Origin of the sequence: Duganella fentianensis, assembly GCF_964031615.1 — a bacterium.
Taxonomy (GTDB): domain Bacteria; phylum Pseudomonadota; class Gammaproteobacteria; order Burkholderiales; family Burkholderiaceae_D; genus Rugamonas; species Rugamonas fentianensis_A.
The window spans coordinates 27,218-44,914 of the sequence record NZ_CAXIQN010000019.1 but is presented as its reverse complement, the minus strand read 5'-3'; the positions used below and the strand labels follow the sequence as shown (position 1 = coordinate 44,914).

The window sequence follows — 17,697 nt, the reverse complement described above, 5'->3', positions numbered from 1 at the left end:
TATCAAGCGCGGGCGCAGCGCGCTTTCCACTCATCTCTGTTTGACATGTCGATTACTCTAGCCTTCGCGCTCGCCAGTGCCAGCGTAGTGCCTGCCGAGCCACCCTGCTCGTGGGATCGCCCCGGGGTCCATCCCTACCGGGGCAGCATCGGGGCGGCAATAGACCGCTATACCGATATTCCGCCCGCCGTCGCCAGCACACTGAAGCGGCGCATGGCGGAGAACCAGCCAGACGACAACGTGATCATCACGCGCGATGCCATTACGGGCCGTGAACGCTATGCCGCGCAGATCCGCGACATGCACTTCGGCGCCGCTTCCGTATGCCATAGCGTTACCCGTAGTGGCTGGAGCGAGCGGCGGCAGGAACCAGCCAAGGTGTATTGCGTCGGTCAGGTCTGCATATTGGTACCTAAAATTTGCGGCAACATCAGCCGCATCACCCGGCTGGAGGCACCCGCTACCGGCCACGCAGCCTATGGCGGCGCAACGGCAGGGCAGACACCTGCGGCGGCAGCGCTTCCTACACATCGCAGCGTGGCAAGCGCCGCGCCCCCTGCCGCCAGTCCGGCAGCGCCATTGCGCAGCGCCATGCGACCGCTTGCCGATACCACCGCAGCGCCCGGCGTGCCGCAATTCGAGCTCGACACACCGGCGCCGGCAGAGGAAGTGGCGCAGGCCGGGCTTGACGATGCCGATCGCAACCGCCTGCCCGGCCGCACCACGGTGAGCTGGCAGGCCACAGACACCGGCTGGCATAACCCGGGACGGGATAGCGGTGGCGGTGGCGGTGGCGGTAGCATCCCGTCGCCAGTGCCGGAACCATCAACTGGCGCCATGCTGGCACTGGGTCTGGCAGGCATCGCACTACTTCAGCGTTTGCGCCGCAAAGACAAAAACCGCTAGCACTACGGCCGGCTGCGCAATAGCGGCCAGATGTAGCGCTATAATGCGCCATCTTTCACTTGTAGGAATCTGCCATCGTGTCCGACCGTCTTGCCGTCCTGCCGCAATATCTGCTCCCGAAAGGAGCACTGACCAATTTCGCCGGACGTATTGCCAATGCGCGCGGCGGCAGCCGTACCACGGCGCTGATCCGCTGGTTCGTCGGCCGCTACAACGTGAATATGGATGAAGCGCTCGATCCCGATATCAGCCACTACACCAGCTTCAACGAATTCTTCACGCGCGCCCTGCGTCCGGATGCGCGCCCGTTGGCAAATGCCGATTTTATCTGCCCTGTAGATGGTCGCATCAGCCAGTTCGGCGCCATCAACGACGACCAGATTTTTCAGGCCAAAGGCCATAACTTCAGCACCACCGCACTGGTGGGCGGCGATGCCGAACTGGCCGCACAATTCCGCAATGGCAGCTTCGCCAATCTGTATCTGAGCCCGCGCGATTACCACCGCATCCACATGCCTTGCGATGGCCGCCTGACCCGCATGATCTATGTGCCGGGCGACCTGTTCTCCGTCAACCCCACCACGGCACGGGGCATACCGGGTCTGTTCGCCCGCAACGAACGCGTGGTCTGCGTGTTCGACACGGCGCACGGCCCCTTCGTCATGACGCTGGTGGGCGCCACCATCGTCGGCAGCATGGCTACCGTCTGGCATGGCGTCGTCAACCCGCCCCGCTCCAGCCATGTGCGCGAGTGGCAGTATGACGACCAGAACATCATGCTGAAAAAAGGCGATGAACTGGGCCGCTTCCTGCTTGGTTCTACCGTGGTCATGCTGTTCCCGAAAGATGTACTGACATTCAATCAGTCCTGGCAACCGGCCGCCGCCGTGCGTCTGGGCGAAACCATGGCCAACTGCCGCTAGACTGTGGTTCCGGCCTGCGCTTCGAAGACACTTTGCAGCAGGTCGAGAAATACCCGGGTCTTGGCCGGCATCAGCCGGCGCCCGGGGAACACCGCCCACGCCGTCACTGGCGGAAACGCCCACTCGGGCAGCACCCGTACCAGCTTCCCCGTCCTCAGTAACTCCCCCGCAATCAGTTCGGTCGAAGTAGCAATACCGATGCCGGTGCTGGCCATGCGCACCAGCAGTTCCGGTGAATTGGCCTGCAAGCGCACGGGCAGATCGCGCTCCCAGCGGGTTTTGCCACGCTCCAGCGTCCAGTGCACCATACCGCCCGTGCGTGGCGGCAGACTCAGTAGATCATGCCGGAACAGTTCATCAGGATGCTCGGGCAGGCCACGCAAACTGGCATATTCGGGCGCCGCATACAGCGCGATCGAGCTGCGGGTAATCGCCCTTGCGGCCAGCGAAGCATCATCGGGCAGATTGCCCATGCGGATAGCCAGATCGAAATTCTCCGCCAGCAAATCGACCCGCCGTGGCGACAGATCCAGTTCCAGCGAAATAGCCGGATAGTCACGCAGCAGACGCGCCATCAGCAACCCCATGGTCTGGCTGGCGAAATCAGCCGGCATCGACACTCGCAACAGACCACTGGGCTGGCCCTGCCGGTGCTGCGCCAGCGCGCCCGCTTGCGCAGTTTCTTCCGCCACGCGGCGCGCATGTTCGAGCAGGCTGGCGCCAAATTCCGTCAGCGTTAGCTTGCGCGTGGTACGCAGCAGCAAGCGTTCGCCCAGCTGGCCTTCCAGTAGTGAAATGCGGCGCGACACGGTGGATTTGGGCAATTGCACGCGCTGGGCTGCCAGACTGAAACTGCCACATTCGACGATGCGGGCAAACAGCAAGAGGTCGGCTGGATCGATTTCCATAATTGTTCCATGTATGGACTAATGTTATCCATTTTAACGACTTCTGGCATGAATATGGAACTGATAAAGTACCTCCATCGCAGCACAGAACTCGACAACACCCCAACACCGGAGGCTTTATGAACATCCTGCAAATTAATTCCAGCGCCCGCAGCAGCGGTTCCGAATCCACCCGTCTGGCTGACGCTCTGGTCGCCAAAATCCGCGCCGCCAACCCGCAAGCGCAAGTGCAGCGCCGCGATCTGGCCAGCGATCCCCACCCTGTGCTGGACGAAGCGGCGCTGGGCGCCCTGTTCACGCCAGCCGACCAGCGCAGCGCCGAGCAAGCCGCCCGCGTCGCCCTCGATGATGCGCTGATCGCACAGGCCCAAGCGGCCGACGTGATCGTGATCGGCGCACCGACCTACAACTTCGGCATCACCACCCAGCTGAAAAGCTGGTTCGATGCCATCGCCCGCGCCGGTGTCACTTTCAAATACACGGCGACGGGCCCGGTAGGCCTGCTGACCGGTAAAAAAGTCTATGTCGCGCTGTCGCGTGGCGGCCTGCATCGCGATGCGCCGACCGACACCCAGCTGGCACACATCAAGATGTTCCTTAACTTTGTGGGCCTGAGCGATGTACAGTACGTCTTCGCCGAAGGCATGGGCATGGGTCCGGAAGCAGTGGCCAAAGCCCAGGCACAGGCCGAAGCCGAAATTAACGCCATTCTGGTTTAAACCGACAGGGAGCAAAACATGACGCAAGCAGTCACACAGGCACGCAGTGTCGAACGTATCATCACCGGCCAGGCCGTCATGGATGGCGCGGGCGTCAAGATCAACCGCATCCTGACCCAGACGCTGCAGCGCCGGCTCGATCCTTTCCTGATGCTGGATAACTTCGGCAGCGATCAGGCCAACGATTACATTGCCGGCTTCCCCAGCCACCCGCACCGTGGCTTCGAGACGGTAACGTATATGCTGGAAGGCCGCATGCGCCACAAGGACAGCGCCGGTAACGAAGGTCTGCTGACCAATGGCGGCGTGCAGTGGATGACGGCAGGCCGTGGCGTGATCCACTCGGAAATGCCGGAACAGGAAGAAGGCCTGATGTCGGGCTTCCAGCTGTGGCTCAATCTGGCCGCCAAGGACAAGATGTGCCAGCCATGGTACCGCGACTTCAATGGCGATCAGGTGCCTGCCTACACCACCCCTGACGGCGTAGCGGTGAAAGTGATCGCCGGTAGCAGCCATGGCGTGGCTGGCGCCGTACAGCGCCCCGTGACCGAGCCGCTGTATCTGGACATCCATCTGCCGGCGGGCGCCAGCTTCGAGCAGGCCATCCCGCCCGGCCACAACGCTTTCATCTTCACCTATCAGGGTGCGGCGCAGGTGGGTGACAAGGAAGTGGCCACGGGACGCATGGCGATACTGGCAAATAGCCCGCAAGCCGATGGTCTGCGCGTGCACGCTGACGCCGCCACCCGTCTGATACTGGTGGCCGGCGCACCGCTGAACGAACCGATTGCCCAATACGGCCCGTTCGTGATGAATACACAGGCCGAACTGCATACGGCCGTGGAAGACTTCCGCGCCGGCCGTCTGGGCGAACAGGCGCCGCAGTAAAGCGCGCCGGCAGCAGGGTCAGGCATCTCAGGCTACAATGCCGCCATGATGCCTACCCTACTCCGCTGGCTGCGCCGGCTCAGTCATTTGCTCGGCTTTGAAACGGCCGACTCCTTCCCTGCCGGCCATCTGTACGAGCGCACGCGCTGGCAGGGCGCGTATTTCGATATCGCTTCCGACGTCAAGCCGGAGCAGATCGAACAGCGCCTGTGCGACGCCATCAGCAATACCCCGCTGGTATTCGGTTATATCACCAATCCCACGCCGCGCATGCAGCGCACCCTGCTGTCGGTACTGGAAGAACGCATGCGCAACAACCGTGGCCGCGCCAGCGAACTGGCAGCACTACTGGTCACTGCCTACGACAGCCCGCACATCATGGAAGTGTTGCCGGGCCTGCGTGCCGCCGTGGCGGCCACCCGCCATGCCGACATGACGGAGCGTGCACTGAATCTGATGGCTTTTCTGAGCGATATGCGAGCGCCCTTCGACGTCATCGATATCAACTAGGCTGCGGCCGGAGCCACACGCAGCACTTCGTGGCTAGGCACATAGCGGTCACGCAACGCCATGAAGGGCCGTTCCACCAGTTGGTACAGCAGGAAGCCGCCCAGCACACTGGCCGCAGCCATCAGCAGCACGGTAGCCCAGTGATCGGCTTCCCAGCCCTGCGCCTGCAACGGTGCACGCAGCAGCATGCACAGCGTCTTATGCACCAGATAGATGGCATACGACCACAGCGCGATGGCGCCCGCACCGGGGATGCGCAGCTTCTGCAGCAGCGCACCGGGACTCAGGGCCGCCAGCAGCAACAGGGCAAAACTCACAGCCAGCAAAGGGTAGCCAAACACCGTCATGGCATAGCCGTAGTGATCGGCGAGGAAGTGCGACCACACCAGCGCCAGTGCCGCGCACCCTGCCAGCAGCAGCCAGTTGCCATGCGCCGTCAGGCGCGCCCACACGGCGCCATGGTAGTTTTTCAGCAGCGCCAGTGCCACGCCCACCACCAGTTCATCGAAGCGGCACAGCGAAGAATAATAGATCAGCGTATAGAACACCCGGCTGCCTTCCGGCTCGGCGGCCACGTAGTTGATCCACAGATGGCTGCGGATCAGCATCCCGGCGATCAGCGCGGCGGCCACGGCCAGCCATGCCAGCAGCAACGGCTTGCGGCAGGCCGCAATCAGCAGGGCCAGTGCCGGCAGCAGGAAATAGAACTGCTCCTCCACGCACAGCGACCACGCGTGGGAGAACGCGGTGCCCGGCTGCAGACCGATATTCTGAGTGAAGGTCAGGAACTGCCACAGGGGTGGCAGCACCAGATCCATGCGGAAGTAAGGCCAGCAGGCAAACAGCGCCAGCACCACATAGAAATTGGGCAGGGTACGCAATAGCCGGCGCGCATAGAAGCGGCTGAGGGAAAACCGGCTGCCGCCCTGCTGGCTGCGCCGGATCGCACCCAGTATCTGGTTGCCAATCAGGTAGCCGCTAAGCGCAAAGAACAGATCGACGCCACTCCAGCCGATTTCGCCAAACCAGCCCAGCGTAGGCGCACCGCTGACAAACAGCATGTAGTGATTGGCAAACACCAGAGCAATCGCCAGTGCTCGCAGGGTATCGAGTCCGGCATTGCGCGCGCTAGTGCTTACGCTCGTGCCTATTTTAGTGGTCAAATTCATGCGCGGATCATAGCAAAGCACGGCAACGCCGCATAGCTAGGGTCGCAGCAGCATGGTATAAAGCCGGTATTCCTGAACCGAGGCTAGTCTGCATGAACTCCAGCGACCATCTGCAATTCATCTCCCACCAGTACAGCGGCCAGTTGCCGGGGCCACGCCTGATCGTCACGGGCGCCGTGCATGGCAACGAAACCTGCGGCACCAAGGCGATCCGGCGCGTACAGGCCATGCTGGAAGATGGCAGCCTGCTGATCCGGCGTGGCAGTTTGACGCTGGTACCAGTGACCAATCCGCTGGCCTATGCCAGAGGCGAACGGGCCGGTGAACGCAATCTGAACCGCAACCTGTTCCCGCAGGAGGCGCCGCAGGATTTCGAAGACCGCATCGCCAACTGGCTATGTCCGCTGCTGGCGCGCCATGATGTGCTGCTCGATCTGCACTCCTTCAACGCCCACAGCGAACCGTTCGTGATGGTCGGCCCGCGCAACAACGACGGCCCGCTGGAACCGTTCCGCCACGAGCAGCAGGAGCGTGCGCTGGCGCGCCGCCTTGGCGTGCGCCGCTTCGTCGATGGCTGGCTGCGTACCTACGGCGCCGGTGTGCAGCGCCGCCTGCGCCAGCAGAGCGAACTGCAGACCGTGCTGCGCTATGGTATGGGCACCACGGAATACATGCGCAGCACGGGCGGCTATGCCCTCACCCTCGAATGCGGCCAGCACGACGATCCTCAGGCGCCCGAGGTGGGCTACCGCGCCATTCTGAACACCCTGGCCTTCCTCGGTCTGATCGACGCGGCGGCGCCCGCAGCGATCGCCAGCGAAGCGATGGAAGCGCTGAGCATGGCGGCGGTAGTGGACAAACAGCATGCCGACGATGTTTTCAGCCGGCCATGGGCCAGCTTCGATCCCGTGCGGGCCGGTGAACAGATCGGCGTGCGGGCCGATGGCTCGGCAGAACTGGCGGCCTTCGATGGCCGCATCCTGTTCCCCGATGCCGCTGCAGGCGCCAATTGCGAATGGTATTACCTGTGCCGCAGTAACCCGGATTTCTGAACCGGCGATGGGGGCGCTTAGGTTCAGGCTGTGGTCAGCTTGAGGCCGACGATACCGCCGATAATCATGGCGATGCAGCCCAGCCGCAAGGCGCTGGCCGGTTCATTCAGTGCCACGATGCCGAAGATCACCGTGCCGACAGTGCCGATGCCGGTCCAGATGGCATAGGCCGTCCCTAGCGGTAGCCCGCGCAGGGCCAGACCCAGCAAGCCCACGCTGCCGGCCATGGCGGCCAGCGTGCCAGCCGTAGCCAGCGGGCGGGTAAAGCCTTCGGTATATTTCAGACCGACCGCCCACACCACTTCGAGCAGGCCAGCCAGTATCAGTGCTATCCACGTCATAAACTTCTCCATTGTTGCGCGCACTATAGCACTGCCGCAAAAACAACGCTGAAGCTTCCCCATCAGGCCGCTAGCAGACATAATCAATCTTCAATATTGCTAACGGAGACAACATGCAACTGCTGGCCCACATCGTCACGGCGCTGGTCGCCCTGATCCACGTCTATATCGTCCTGCTGGAAACAGTGCTATTCCCCACGCGGGGCCGGCGCGTGTTCGGGCTGTCGCAGGAAAAGGCCGAACTGATGCGCCCTGCCATGTCGAATCAAGGCTGCTACAACGGCTTTCTGGTGGCGGCACTATGCGTGGGCTGGCTGCATCCCGATGCGGCCACCGGCGCCGCGTTCACCGTATTTGGCCTGTGCTGCGTGGCCGTTGCCGGTATTTGGGGCGCCGTCACCGTCAAGCGCTCCATCCTCTTCATCCAGACCGTGCCAGCCGTGCTAGCGCTGGCCCTGCGCTCCCTCGCCTAAGCGGGGCGTGCTGCTGGCCGGACGGGCACCCGTACCACGCAAAGCCAGCAGCCAGCCTACCCCGTCGAACCAGAACGGCGCACCGAGCGACGCGGCAAACGCCGTCAGCAGCCAGCCCAGTAACGTGAGCAGTACGGCAGCCGCGGCCGTGCTGCTACTCTGCTCGGCCAGATGCTGCAGCCGCGCCGACGGCCAGCCTATCGGCAGGCCAGCTAACTGGCTACCCGCGGCAGCGAGCATGGCCGGCGAGGCCGGTGCCGGTTCGACCGGCGGATTCGGCTGCCCCATTTGCGCAGCCATCTGGGCAGATAGTTGGGCCGTGTGTTGGGCCGATAATTGGGCAGATAATTGGGCCGACAGTTGCGCCGCCATCTCGGCGCTCTGCTGCGCGATTATTTCATCGCTCCACAGGCGCTGGCTCAGGGCTATGGTGTCGATATTCAGGGCGACCGCAAACCCCAGCGCCACGCCGAACAGCACGCTCTGCGAACGCCGCTTATACCAGCCGGTGGTACGCGCCATCACCGTGTCGTACCAGCTAGCCAGCACCCGTTCCAGCGCTGCCAGATCATCCGCCTCGCCCAGCAAAGCTAGCAAGGTACGCTGCAGGGCAGGATTCTTCAACTGGACCAGCAAGGCGCGCGCGCTGCTCTGGTGCCCGTAGCGCTGCTGCAGCGTGTCCATGGCGGCGCGGGCAAAAATACCGGACGGGATATACGACGGCATGCGTCCAGCCTGTGCCTGCCCCGTCACCAGCGGATGGCGCATCACCGCAGCGGTCAGCGAATCGCTGCCCAGCCCGCGCAGATCGAAACCGCCCTCGCGCCGCAACAGACGTTGCAGAGATGGTAGGATGCCACGCAACAGCGGCAGGCCAGCCGGTTCATACAGCATGGTCAGCACGGCGTCGAACAGCATTTTGGCGCGGCTCTGGAACAGCGACGCAATCGCCTCGCGACTGGCACTGCACAGCAGGCTCAGCGCCAGATAAGTAGCCGACAGCCCCAGTGCGACATCGAGATAATGGTGGCTCATGATGAAATTATTTTTTGATCAAGATAGCCATAAAATAAACCATTTCCGCGCATACGACAGCGCACTGAGCAGAAATTTTTCACATATCGTAGAATTCCGATATTGAAATCGGAAAAATGCGATGCATATAGAATTCAGCATAGCCCGAGGTAACAAGATGGACATAGACGCTATCCATAAAGCCCTCGCCAACCCGATGCGGCGCCAGATACTGGCGTGGCTGAAGGAGCCCGAGGTGTATTTCGCAGCACAGCAGCATCCACTGAGTCTGGGCGTATGTGCCGGTCTGATCGACCAGCAGACCGGTTTATCGCAGTCCACCGTATCGGCGCATCTGGCCATCCTGCTTAAGGCGGGCCTGATTACCAACCAGAAGGTGGGTCAGTGGAATTACTTTAAACGCAATGAAGAGACCATCGCGGCCTTCATCGCTCAAATGACACTATAGGAACTTTACATGGCCACTCTGTTCGACCCCATCACCATCGGCGATCTGACGCTGAAAAACCGTATCGTCATGGCGCCCCTGACGCGCGCTCGCGCTATCGGCGGCGGCCGCGTACCTAACGCCCTGATGGCCGAGTACTACGCCCAGCGCGCCAGCGCCGGCCTGATCCTGAGCGAAGCCACTGCCGTTACGCCGCAGGGCGTAGGCTATGAAAACACGCCGGGCCTGTGGTCGGACCAACAGGTAGAAGGCTGGAAGCTGGTTACTGCCGCCGTGCACGCGGCCGGTGGCCGCATTTTCGCCCAGCTGTGGCACGTGGGCCGCATCTCCGATCCTAGTTTCTTCGACGGCGCCGCACCGGTCGCGCCTAGTGCGATCGCAGCGCAGGGCCACGTCAGCCTGCTGCGTCCGGAACGCCCCTACCCTGTGCCACGCGCACTGGAAACCGCGGAACTGGCCGGCATCGTCGCTGCCTACAAGCTGGGCGCAGAGAATGCCAAAAAAGCTGGCTTCGACGGCGTGGAAATCCACGGCGCCAATGGCTATCTGCTCGACCAGTTCCTGCAGGACAAAACCAACCAGCGTACCGACAACTACGGTGGTGCTATCGAAAACCGTGCCCGTCTGATGCTGGAAGTGACCGATGCCTGCATCGAAGTATGGGGCGCCAGCCGCGTCGGCATGCATCTGGCACCGCGCCGCGACGCGCACGACATGGGCGACAGCAATCCCGCCGCCACCTTCGGCTACGTGGCACAGCAACTGGGCCAGCGCAAGATCGCTTTCATCTGCGCACGCGAAGCCGTGGGCGAAGATAGTCTTGGCCCGCAGCTGAAACAGGCTTTCGGTGGCGTCTACATCGCCAACGAAAAGCTCGACAAGGCCGGCGCTCAGGCGCTACTCGACGCGGGCAAAGCCGATGCCGTGGCTTTCGGTAAGGACTACATTTCCAATCCGGATCTGGTGCAGCGTCTGCAGCAGGATGCCGCGCTCAACCCATGGCAGCCGGCCACCTTCTACGGTGCCACGGCGGAAGGCTATACGGATTATCCGGCACTCGCCTAAAGCAAAAGGGCTCAGTCCAAACTGAGCCCTTTTTCCGTTGGCGCTCGCGCGCTGGTCAGCGCGGCTGGCTGTAGTTCACGGGAATGAACTCGTAAGCCTTGCCGGCCGTGCGCACATGGCCCAGCGCAGGGAATGGCAGGTGCGGCGCACCGATCAGATAGCCACCCTTGGCCGCCGCCGCAAATGCTTCCTTACGCTCGGCAATGGCGATCTTGCTGTCGGTGTCGAACTGTATGCCGACCGCGGGATGGGCAAACTGCACCGCCTCGACGTGCAGCAAATCGCCCAGCAGCACCAGTTTCTGACCTTTGCTTTCCACCACATAGGTGATGTGGCCCGGCGTGTGGCCGCCATTGAAGTAGGAGCGCACGCCCGGCACCAGTTCCGTATTCGCCACGATGGGCTGGAACTTGCCCGCCTTCACATAAGGATTAACCGACACCATAGGCCCGAGGAAGTTATCCTTGGCTTCGGGACCGGCCTTGTCCAGATTGGCCTGATTCAGATAATAGTCCGCATCGAGCTTACCGGCGCGCACGATCGCATTCGGGAACACGCGCTGCTCGTTGGCAGACAGGCCGCCCACATGGTCGCTATGCATGTGGCTGATGTAGATCTCGTCCACCTGCTCCGGCTGGTAGCCAGAAGCCTTCAGATTGGTCAGCAGACGGCCCAGCGTAGGGCCGAACAGACTGGCGGCACCCGCATCAATCAGCACCAGCTTGCTACCCGTATTGATCAGGAAGCCATTGACGGAAGTTTCCAGCGGGCTGCGCTGGAACACTTTAGCCAGTGCAGCATCAGTCTTTTCCGCCGGCTGTTTGAGCAGCTTGTTGACCGGCAAATCGACCGTGCCGTCATTCAGCACCGTCACTTCGAAATCACCGAGCGTGGTGCGATAGAAGCCGGGCGCCTGAAATTTGGCCATGGGCGCGGCGGCCTGCGCCAGCGAGGTCAAGGCTGCCATGGCAGCCAGCGCAGCAGCAGAACGGCTAAATTTAAACGGAATCATAGCGCTCCTTATTATTGTGAACAGAAGAAACGCTACGATACCGGAATTTTCATTGCTGTGTTGGCCTGCTGCTAAAACGTCATAGGCATGCGCACCGACAGCTGGACATCGGGCGTATCACGGGTCAGACCCGCGCCTATCGCCACATTGATAGAGCGCTTGGCATCCAGCCGGTAGGACAGGCCCATCAGCAATGTGCCCAGCTGGGTGCGCACGGAACCGGGCACGGCTATGCCATTCTGGCGCGTACGGGCGATAGAACTATGGTCGTAGCCGAAACTGATCAGGGCCTTGTCGTTCAGTGCCAGCCCCAGCCCGAAATTGAAGCCGAACACGCCACCGGGCGCCAGCGTGCCTAGCGGCTCCATTTCACCGGCCAGCACGCGCCGGTTCACATTGTGGCGCTTGAAGTTGTACAGATAGCTGATGCCGCCGAACAGTATGGCGGGATCACTGGCATACAGCCACGTCAGGCTGGGCTGGACGGCATAGAAACCCGAGCCCGTGGGCAAGTCCAGCGGTAGCCCCGTGCCCGTTGCATCGGACCCCACGCAGCGGCGCGTACAGTCCGTCACCACACTGAACGGGTCCGTACCTGTGCGGGATTTGAAACGCAGCCCCGCCACATAATACGGGCTGTCATTGCCACCCTGATTGAGCTGGTAGCGCGCCGCCAGTTCGGCATCGCCCACGCCTTTACCGCTAGTCTCGAACACCTTGTCCACCCCTGTGCCCGTGAACAGCTCGCGGCTGACCGTGGAATCGGAGCGATAGACATATGGCAGCTTCAGTTCCAGTTCGGCACGCCGCCCCAGACCATAGCGCAAGGTCAGCGCGCCGGTCACCGTATTGCGTTTCACTTCCCGCACATCCACCAGCCCGATCAGCAAGGCGGGAATGATGGTGTAACCCACCAGCACCACCCGATTGCTGGACGAATAGCCAAACTGGGCCGATGGTTCGATGATGATCTGGCCGCGCGGCGTCAGCACGCCCGGCTGCTCGAACAATGGGGCCACGGCCGGTAGCGTGGCCTCCTCGGCCTGCGCCAGAGCGCCCGCCGTGCATGTTAGTGCTACTAGCCACTGATGTAAGTTCGCTAACCTCGGTAACTTCGGCATGCCTGCCCTCCGCGCTGGTGTTCACTTGGGTCCCACTGCCGCGCTCAGAGCTGCTCTCAGCACTCCTTCAAAATTAAGACTTTTGAGCATGGCCAGATTGCTGACAGTGGTGCTGATGGTGGTCTGGCTGCGGATAGCCTGATCATTCAGGCTGTTCTGGATCAGCAAGGCACCGGGGTTGTCCGGCAGCCGGATCGCGCCACCGTCCTGTACCCGTATGCCGGCCAGCGCCATGCTGGCTTCACTAATCTCCGCAGCGCTCAACTTTGTCACATCTGCGTAGCCAAACCGACTACTGGCTACAACACCGCCATTGATCGAAACCAAACGTTCTACACCTAAGCTCACTTGCAGCCCGTTCGCCAGCTCGAAGCCGCCCCTTGCCTGATCCAGTTGCGCCGTACTGACGGGGCGCCAGTCGTCCGGCAACGATGCTGCCGATAGCGGCCAGCACAGCGGCCAGGCCAGCGCTAGCCAGCCATAGGGGAACCACCTTCGCATCCTATGCATCGCCACTCCTTCAGAAATTACCGCTGCCTGTTTTCGGCAATACGGACATGGCCGGTACCACATCGGCCAGCGCGCCGGCCAGACGCACCTGCGGAACGACCTGCCAATCGCTGGCCAGATTGAAACGCGGCTGGCCGGGCCATTCGTGGATCACGAACAGCAACCCATCCTGCCAGATCCGCTCGAACGCTACGCGGCTCATGGCACGGGTGCCACTGGCCGGATCGCCCAGCAGGATGCGCTCGCCCCGTATCCCCTTGATGACCACAAAATGGGCATAGCCCTGCTCGACGATACGCACGATGGCAGGCAGACCCGCTTGCGCCAGCTTCTCCAGCGGCTGCTGGAAGCCATCGGCAATAAAGCCCTGAGTGGTCAGCAGACGCTGCATGTCCAGCAGCGAGAGCCCTTGCTGGCGTATGCGCGCCTGATCGCCCTGTGCAAACATGGCATCGAACACCTGCCGCTCCGTGACGGCACGGCCATAATGGAAGCTCAGTAAAGTTGCCAGTGCCGCCGAACCGCAGCTGTAATCCGCCTGCTGGTGCAGCGTGGTGAGAAAGCGTGCCGCCTTCATATTTGTAACGGGTACAGCAACGCTAGCACCGGACGGCAGCGCCAGCTCCGCCGCATTGCCAGTCAGTGTGACCGCGCATAGCAGCACGAACTGCCAAGCCAGTCTTATCGGCAAAGGCGTCTTCATCGCATCTGCACGTTGATAATGGTGGCATTCTGGATCAGCACATTCGCCCCCGAATTCTGGATGGCCACCGGCAGGCCGGCCGCATTGGCGAACGATGCCGCAGAAATGGCATTGGCGCCCGTCACCACATTAATGGCTGAGTTGCCACTCACCGAGCCAGCCACGTCCATGTTATTGCTGACGGTATCGCTGCCCGCACGCTTTTCGGCCAGTACAGCCAGTGCCAGCGGCTGCCAGCCGGAACACGCCGCCGTCCGTGCGCCCCGCTCTGCTGTCTGGCTAGGCGGCTGGACAGGTGCCACAACCGGTGCTAACACAGGCGGTGCTGCCTCGGTCTGTGCCTGCGCTGCCGCCCCGGCGCCCAGCATCAGCCACAGCAAGCCCGCTGTCATACCAAAAAATTTTTGCATCGTAACTCCCTTCGCAGTGCGCTGTTACGGAACGGGCCGCGCCCTCCTATGCACGGCCCGCCACTTACTTTCCGACAGTTACTTGCCGACGGCCAGATTGGCCTGCACGTTCACGCTCTGCTGCACCAGCGAAGCAATCCCGCTGTTCTGCGCCACTACCATCACCCCGGCTGCCGACTGGCCCACATTGCTCATGGCATTCGACATATTGAAGGTGCCGGCATTTACCGAGACATTGCCGCCTGCGCCACCGGTGCCGCCGCTTGCCGCGCCGCCCGTGGCAGCTCCGGCCGTATTGCCGCCGCCACTACCGCCAGCGCCGGCCAGATTGCCGCCACCGCCTGCGCCACCGGCACCGGCCGCACCGCCGCTGGAACTGCCGTTAGTGGGATTGCCGTTGCTAGCCGTGCCACCGGCTGCTGCACCACCAGCTGCGCCGTTGCCGCCGGTATTGCTGGCGCTACCGCTGGCAGCGCCATTGCCTCCGGCCGCACCAGCGCCACCGGCCGCACCTGTGCTACTGGCTGCACCGCCCGTACCGCCGGCACCACTATTACCCGTGCTGGCAGTTGCGCCGGCGCCGCCCGTCTGGCTAGCCGCGGCACCCGCACCGCCGGCGCCACTGCTAGCTGCGCCACCGGCCGCACCATTGCCTGCCGTGTTATTCCCCGCCGTGGCAGCAGCACCAGCACCGCCCGCACCACCGGCCGCGCCACTACCGCCGCCACCACCCGTAGCCGCGCCCGTACTGCTGGTCGCGTTACCGGCCGCACCATTGCCGCCAGCCGCATTGCCGCTGCCTGCACTGGCCGTCTGGCTAGGCGGCGTAGCGCCCGTACCGCCTTCCGGCACACCATTCATATTCGACGCACTACCGGCGCCACTGCCGGCACCACCACCCATGCCGCTGCTGGCAGCGCTGCCCGAGCCACTACCGGCGCCGCCACCTGCTGCGCCAGCGCCGCCCATGCCGGCCATACCGCCCGCACCACCGGCCGCACTGCCGGCATTGCCCGTGTTGCCACCGGCTCCGCCATTGCTGCCCGTTGCTGCACCCGTCATGCCGCCGGCACCACCGGCTGCCGCGCCATTGGCGCCACCGGCACCGCCAGTGGCCATGCCGCCTGCGCCGCCATCACCACCATTGCCGCCCAGCGCTGCGGCACCGCGTCCACCTGCACCACCGGCACCACCCATGCCACCGGCACCGCCGGCGCCGCTGCTGGCCGCAGCCGCATAACCGCCGGCACCGCCCGCACCACCGACACCACCAGCTGCCGTGGCTACGCCATTGCTGGCACTGCCGTTGTTGGCATTACCGCCGTTTCCGCCTGCTGCGCCGGCGCCGCCATAGCTGTCGCCGCCATAGCCGCCGCTGCCGCTGGCTGCACCGCCGCTGGCATTGCCGGCTACGCCGCCATAGCCAGTGCCGCCTACACTACCGGCACTGTTGCCTGCGGTATTGCCGATATCGTGCACAGTATTGCCCGAAACGGTGCCGCTCAGCGTGCTGTTGGCATTGGCCGCGGAATTGTTGTATGAACCGCTCACGGCCGAAGTTGCCGTGGCACCGTTGTTGGCGGCGGCTGCACCCACCTGACTGGCAGTCGCACCACCACTACTGTTGTTGTTATTGTTGCTGCTATCCTGCACCACTGACGATGCATCGTTGGCGTGGGCACCTGCGCCAGACTGGGTATTGGTAGGCGGCGTGGTGGTTTGCGCCATACTGGCGCCGCTATATGCCACGGCCAGTGCCAGTGCCAGCGCAGTGGCTAAGTTGGTTTTTTTCATAAAAACTCCTGCTTCGACAAGTTAGGGGAAAAGTACAGAGGTGTACCGGGCCTGCCTGCTCCCGATATACGCCTCTAGGCAAACTCGGTGCCATCTGCCTTCGTCGCCGCCTAAGTCCTTGAGTTGCAGAGAGATTTCAGCAGCGCTGAAGCTGCTTATAGAAAAGTGCGACAACGCACATGCGAGCACCTGTCACATCGTTGTGACAGCCGTGCCGAGCATAATTCGCCGGCGCTGCGCGCCAGCCATGCTGCTAGCTTGAAGGGAAACAATAAGGAAAGATTAGTCGCTGGCCACACGGGCCATGTCACGCTGATGCGACCGGACGGCTATGCCATGCTTGGCCAGCAGACGATACAGCGTCATGCGCGACACTCCGAGCCGGCGTGCTGCCTGCGCCACATTGCTGCCCGCTTCCAGCAGGCTGGCGGCGATGGCAGCGCGTTCGGCCAGTACCCGTGCATCGTCGAGCGCCAGCGCGGCGTGGCTAATACAAGCCTGTGCCTGTGACGGCACCTGCGCCAGCCCCAGATCAGCCGGCATGATCAGCCGCCCCGTTGCCATAATCAGCGCACGCCGGACCCGGTTGAGTAGTTCGCGTACATTGCCGGGCCAGTCATGCGCGGCAATGGCCTGCTGCGCCGCCTTGCTAAAGCCGCGCAACTGGCTACCGCGCTCGCTGGCAAAACTTGCGAAAAAATGCTCGGCCAGCGGCAGCAGGTCTTCGCGCCGTTCGCGCAGAGGCGGCACTTCCAGCGCCAGCACATTCAGACGGTAATACAGATCCTGCCGGAAGCTGCCGCGCGCCACAGCCTGCACCAGATCAACGTGGGTAGCCGCCAGTACGCGCACATCCACCTGCCTGCTTACGGTCGCCCCCAGCCGGATGATGGTCTTTTCCTGCAAGAACCGCAGCAGACTGGCTTGCAGATCCAGCGGCAGATCGCCGATCTCGTCCAGCAGCAAAGTGCCGCCCTGTGCCGCTTCGATCAGGCCACGGCGCTCGCGGCTGGCGCCGGTGTAAGCACCGCGCTCATGGCCGAACAGCTCGGCATGGATCAGGCTGGCCGGCATGGCCGCGCAATTGATGGCAATAAACGGCGCATTGCGTCGTGCCGACAGACCATGCACGGCCTGCGCCACCATTTCCTTGCCGGTGCCGCTTTCACCCGTGATCAGCAGCGGTGCCAGCACTCTGGCCACGCGCGGCAACTGGCTGCGCAGGCGGCACAGCGCAGGGCTGCGGCCCACCATCTGCGGCAGTAGCGCAGCGTGATCTGGCGCAGCAGGCGGCGCCAGTGCTGCCATGCCCAGCGCATGGCCTAGGGTCTGCTTCAGCCTGAGCAGATCAAGCGGCAAGGTATGAAAGTCGTCACAGTGGGCGTGCAGCAAGCTGCGCCAGTAAGGCTGGGCCAGCAGACTGGCAGGCAGCACGGCTATCCAGCGCATCTGCCAGCAGCGCTGCAGCAAGGCTTCCAGCTGCGCCTGCGGTTCAAGCAGCCCGCTCCCCAGCCACAGCAGCCCTACCCGCACGGCCTGCAGCACCTGCAAGCGTTCAGCCTCTTTCAGACTATCCACCTGATGCACCACATAGCCCTGCAGCGCCGCTGCCAGCGCCGGATCTGGCCGGGCCATGCCTAGCGTCACACTTAATATGGCTGAGTGGGGAGTCATGCCTGTTCGATTGGCATAAATGACAATAGTTCGTTC

20 protein-coding genes are annotated in these 17,697 nt (G+C 62.9%); 9 read left to right on the top strand and 11 right to left on the bottom strand.

Annotated features, from left to right (window positions below; genetic code table 11):
• The first annotated feature begins 45 nt into the window (after window positions 1-45).
• Window positions 46-906, top strand: coding sequence for an MHFG family PEP-CTERM protein (locus ABNT42_RS12865; protein WP_348697519.1), 861 nt, complete (start codon window positions 46-48; stop codon window positions 904-906).
• A 77-nt stretch (window positions 907-983) separates the two neighbouring features.
• On the top strand, window positions 984-1,829 hold the full coding sequence (asd, locus tag ABNT42_RS12860) for an archaetidylserine decarboxylase (RefSeq protein ID WP_348697518.1): 846 nt from the start codon (window positions 984-986) through the stop codon (window positions 1,827-1,829).
• Here the strand turns inward: asd and ABNT42_RS12855 are convergent.
• The gene (locus tag ABNT42_RS12855; RefSeq protein ID WP_348697516.1) at window positions 1,826-2,737 is read right to left on the bottom strand and encodes a LysR family transcriptional regulator; all 912 of its coding nucleotides are present in this window, start codon (window positions 2,735-2,737) and stop codon (window positions 1,826-1,828) included. The two genes, asd and ABNT42_RS12855, sit on opposite strands and share 4 nt — an antisense overlap.
• Window positions 2,738-2,856: 119 nt before the next feature.
• On the opposite strand from ABNT42_RS12855, the gene ABNT42_RS12850 reads away from it, so the two are divergent.
• The 3 genes from ABNT42_RS12850 to ABNT42_RS12840 are packed head-to-tail and all read left to right on the top strand — an operon-like array spanning window position 2,857 to window position 4,854.
• Window positions 2,857-3,456, top strand: coding sequence for an NAD(P)H-dependent oxidoreductase (locus ABNT42_RS12850; RefSeq protein WP_348697514.1), 600 nt, complete (start codon window positions 2,857-2,859; stop codon window positions 3,454-3,456).
• Between the two features lie 18 nt (window positions 3,457-3,474).
• Window positions 3,475-4,344 (top strand): pirin family protein, encoded by an 870-nt coding sequence (locus tag ABNT42_RS12845; protein ID WP_348697512.1) that lies wholly within the window; start codon window positions 3,475-3,477, stop codon window positions 4,342-4,344.
• 45 nt (window positions 4,345-4,389) lie between these two features.
• Window positions 4,390-4,854 carry a hypothetical protein gene (locus tag ABNT42_RS12840; protein WP_348697510.1) on the top strand — a complete coding sequence of 155 codons (465 nt, stop codon included), beginning with the start codon at window positions 4,390-4,392 and terminating at the stop codon, window positions 4,852-4,854.
• Here ABNT42_RS12840 and ABNT42_RS12835 read toward each other — a convergent pair.
• Entirely contained in the window at window positions 4,851-6,023 is a 1,173-nt protein-coding gene (locus ABNT42_RS12835) for an acyltransferase (RefSeq protein ID WP_348697508.1), read from the bottom strand. The genes ABNT42_RS12840 and ABNT42_RS12835 overlap by 4 nt on opposite strands.
• 92 nt (window positions 6,024-6,115) lie before the next feature.
• On the opposite strand from ABNT42_RS12835, the gene ABNT42_RS12830 reads away from it, so the two are divergent.
• On the top strand, window positions 6,116-7,075 hold the full coding sequence (locus ABNT42_RS12830) for a succinylglutamate desuccinylase/aspartoacylase family protein (protein ID WP_348697506.1): 960 nt from the start codon (window positions 6,116-6,118) through the stop codon (window positions 7,073-7,075).
• Between the two features lie 23 nt (window positions 7,076-7,098).
• Here ABNT42_RS12830 and ABNT42_RS12825 read toward each other — a convergent pair whose 3' ends face one another.
• Entirely contained in the window at window positions 7,099-7,416 is a 318-nt protein-coding gene (locus ABNT42_RS12825; RefSeq protein WP_155433842.1) for an SMR family transporter, read from the bottom strand.
• Between the two features lie 113 nt (window positions 7,417-7,529).
• Here ABNT42_RS12825 and ABNT42_RS12820 point away from each other — a divergent pair, with 113 nt between their 5' ends.
• A complete protein-coding gene (locus ABNT42_RS12820) occupies window positions 7,530-7,889 on the top strand; it encodes a DUF1304 domain-containing protein (protein WP_348697503.1) in 360 nt (119 codons plus the stop codon).
• Here the strand turns inward: ABNT42_RS12820 and ABNT42_RS12815 are convergent.
• Window positions 7,860-8,924: a hypothetical protein gene (locus ABNT42_RS12815; protein WP_348697502.1), complete on the bottom strand. Its 1,065-nt coding sequence runs from the start codon at window positions 8,922-8,924 to the stop codon at window positions 7,860-7,862. The two genes, ABNT42_RS12820 and ABNT42_RS12815, sit on opposite strands and share 30 nt — an antisense overlap.
• A gap of 157 nt (window positions 8,925-9,081) precedes the next feature.
• On the opposite strand from ABNT42_RS12815, the gene ABNT42_RS12810 reads away from it, so the two are divergent.
• Together ABNT42_RS12810 and ABNT42_RS12805 are read left to right on the top strand one after the other, a co-directional pair.
• Window positions 9,082-9,372 carry a helix-turn-helix transcriptional regulator gene (locus ABNT42_RS12810; RefSeq protein ID WP_155433839.1) on the top strand — a complete coding sequence of 97 codons (291 nt, stop codon included), beginning with the start codon at window positions 9,082-9,084 and terminating at the stop codon, window positions 9,370-9,372.
• 9 nt (window positions 9,373-9,381) lie between these two features.
• Complete coding sequence (locus ABNT42_RS12805) at window positions 9,382-10,437, top strand: alkene reductase (protein WP_348697500.1); 1,056 nt, start codon at window positions 9,382-9,384, stop codon at window positions 10,435-10,437.
• Between the two features lie 55 nt (window positions 10,438-10,492).
• Here the strand turns inward: ABNT42_RS12805 and ABNT42_RS12800 are convergent, their stop codons facing one another.
• The 7 genes from ABNT42_RS12800 to ABNT42_RS12770 form a co-directional block, all read right to left on the bottom strand.
• Window positions 10,493-11,449 carry an MBL fold metallo-hydrolase gene (locus tag ABNT42_RS12800; RefSeq protein WP_348697498.1) on the bottom strand — a complete coding sequence of 319 codons (957 nt, stop codon included), beginning with the start codon at window positions 11,447-11,449 and terminating at the stop codon, window positions 10,493-10,495.
• Between the two features lie 71 nt (window positions 11,450-11,520).
• Window positions 11,521-12,468: an acetate kinase gene (locus tag ABNT42_RS12795; RefSeq protein ID WP_348697496.1), complete on the bottom strand. Its 948-nt coding sequence runs from the start codon at window positions 12,466-12,468 to the stop codon at window positions 11,521-11,523.
• 123 nt (window positions 12,469-12,591) lie between these two features.
• Window positions 12,592-13,080, bottom strand: a complete 489-nt coding sequence (locus ABNT42_RS12790; protein ID WP_348697494.1) for a hypothetical protein — start codon at window positions 13,078-13,080, stop codon at window positions 12,592-12,594.
• A gap of 10 nt (window positions 13,081-13,090) precedes the next feature.
• On the bottom strand, window positions 13,091-13,783 hold the full coding sequence (locus tag ABNT42_RS12785; protein ID WP_348697492.1) for a C39 family peptidase: 693 nt from the start codon (window positions 13,781-13,783) through the stop codon (window positions 13,091-13,093).
• Entirely contained in the window at window positions 13,780-14,193 is a 414-nt protein-coding gene (locus tag ABNT42_RS12780; protein ID WP_348697490.1) for a hypothetical protein, read from the bottom strand. The genes ABNT42_RS12785 and ABNT42_RS12780 overlap by 4 nt, the downstream gene beginning before the upstream one ends.
• Window positions 14,194-14,271: 78 nt before the next feature.
• Window positions 14,272-15,987, bottom strand: a complete 1,716-nt coding sequence (locus ABNT42_RS12775) for a hypothetical protein (protein WP_348697488.1) — start codon at window positions 15,985-15,987, stop codon at window positions 14,272-14,274.
• A 282-nt stretch (window positions 15,988-16,269) separates the two neighbouring features.
• The gene (locus ABNT42_RS12770) at window positions 16,270-17,661 is read right to left on the bottom strand and encodes a sigma-54 dependent transcriptional regulator (RefSeq protein ID WP_348697486.1); all 1,392 of its coding nucleotides are present in this window, start codon (window positions 17,659-17,661) and stop codon (window positions 16,270-16,272) included.
• Window positions 17,662-17,697: the final 36 nt, after the last annotated feature.

Bases quoted from the DNA above. Each gene is read 5' to 3' on its own strand.
- ABNT42_RS12850 (WP_348697514.1), top strand. From the start codon at position 2,857: ATGAACATCCTGCAAATTAATTCCAGCGCCCGCAGCAGCGGTTCCGAA.
- ABNT42_RS12865 (WP_348697519.1), top strand. From the start codon at position 46: ATGTCGATTACTCTAGCCTTCGCGCTCGCCAGTGCCAGCGTAGTGCCT.
- ABNT42_RS12840 (WP_348697510.1), top strand. From the start codon at position 4,390: ATGATGCCTACCCTACTCCGCTGGCTGCGCCGGCTCAGTCATTTGCTC.
- ABNT42_RS12800 (WP_348697498.1), bottom strand. From the start codon at position 11,449: ATGATTCCGTTTAAATTTAGCCGTTCTGCTGCTGCGCTGGCTGCCATG.
- ABNT42_RS12780 (WP_348697490.1), bottom strand. From the start codon at position 14,193: ATGCAAAAATTTTTTGGTATGACAGCGGGCTTGCTGTGGCTGATGCTG.
- ABNT42_RS12810 (WP_155433839.1), top strand. From the start codon at position 9,082: ATGGACATAGACGCTATCCATAAAGCCCTCGCCAACCCGATGCGGCGC.
- ABNT42_RS12815 (WP_348697502.1), bottom strand. From the start codon at position 8,924: ATGAGCCACCATTATCTCGATGTCGCACTGGGGCTGTCGGCTACTTAT.
- ABNT42_RS12770 (WP_348697486.1), bottom strand. From the start codon at position 17,661: ATGACTCCCCACTCAGCCATATTAAGTGTGACGCTAGGCATGGCCCGG.
- ABNT42_RS12820 (WP_348697503.1), top strand. From the start codon at position 7,530: ATGCAACTGCTGGCCCACATCGTCACGGCGCTGGTCGCCCTGATCCAC.
- ABNT42_RS12835 (WP_348697508.1), bottom strand. From the start codon at position 6,023: ATGAATTTGACCACTAAAATAGGCACGAGCGTAAGCACTAGCGCGCGC.
- ABNT42_RS12830 (WP_348697506.1), top strand. From the start codon at position 6,116: ATGAACTCCAGCGACCATCTGCAATTCATCTCCCACCAGTACAGCGGC.
- ABNT42_RS12805 (WP_348697500.1), top strand. From the start codon at position 9,382: ATGGCCACTCTGTTCGACCCCATCACCATCGGCGATCTGACGCTGAAA.
- ABNT42_RS12845 (WP_348697512.1), top strand. From the start codon at position 3,475: ATGACGCAAGCAGTCACACAGGCACGCAGTGTCGAACGTATCATCACC.
- ABNT42_RS12790 (WP_348697494.1), bottom strand. From the start codon at position 13,080: ATGCATAGGATGCGAAGGTGGTTCCCCTATGGCTGGCTAGCGCTGGCC.
- ABNT42_RS12855 (WP_348697516.1), bottom strand. From the start codon at position 2,737: ATGGAAATCGATCCAGCCGACCTCTTGCTGTTTGCCCGCATCGTCGAA.
- ABNT42_RS12785 (WP_348697492.1), bottom strand. From the start codon at position 13,783: ATGAAGACGCCTTTGCCGATAAGACTGGCTTGGCAGTTCGTGCTGCTA.
- ABNT42_RS12775 (WP_348697488.1), bottom strand. From the start codon at position 15,987: ATGAAAAAAACCAACTTAGCCACTGCGCTGGCACTGGCACTGGCCGTG.
- ABNT42_RS12825 (WP_155433842.1), bottom strand. From the start codon at position 7,416: ATGACGTGGATAGCACTGATACTGGCTGGCCTGCTCGAAGTGGTGTGG.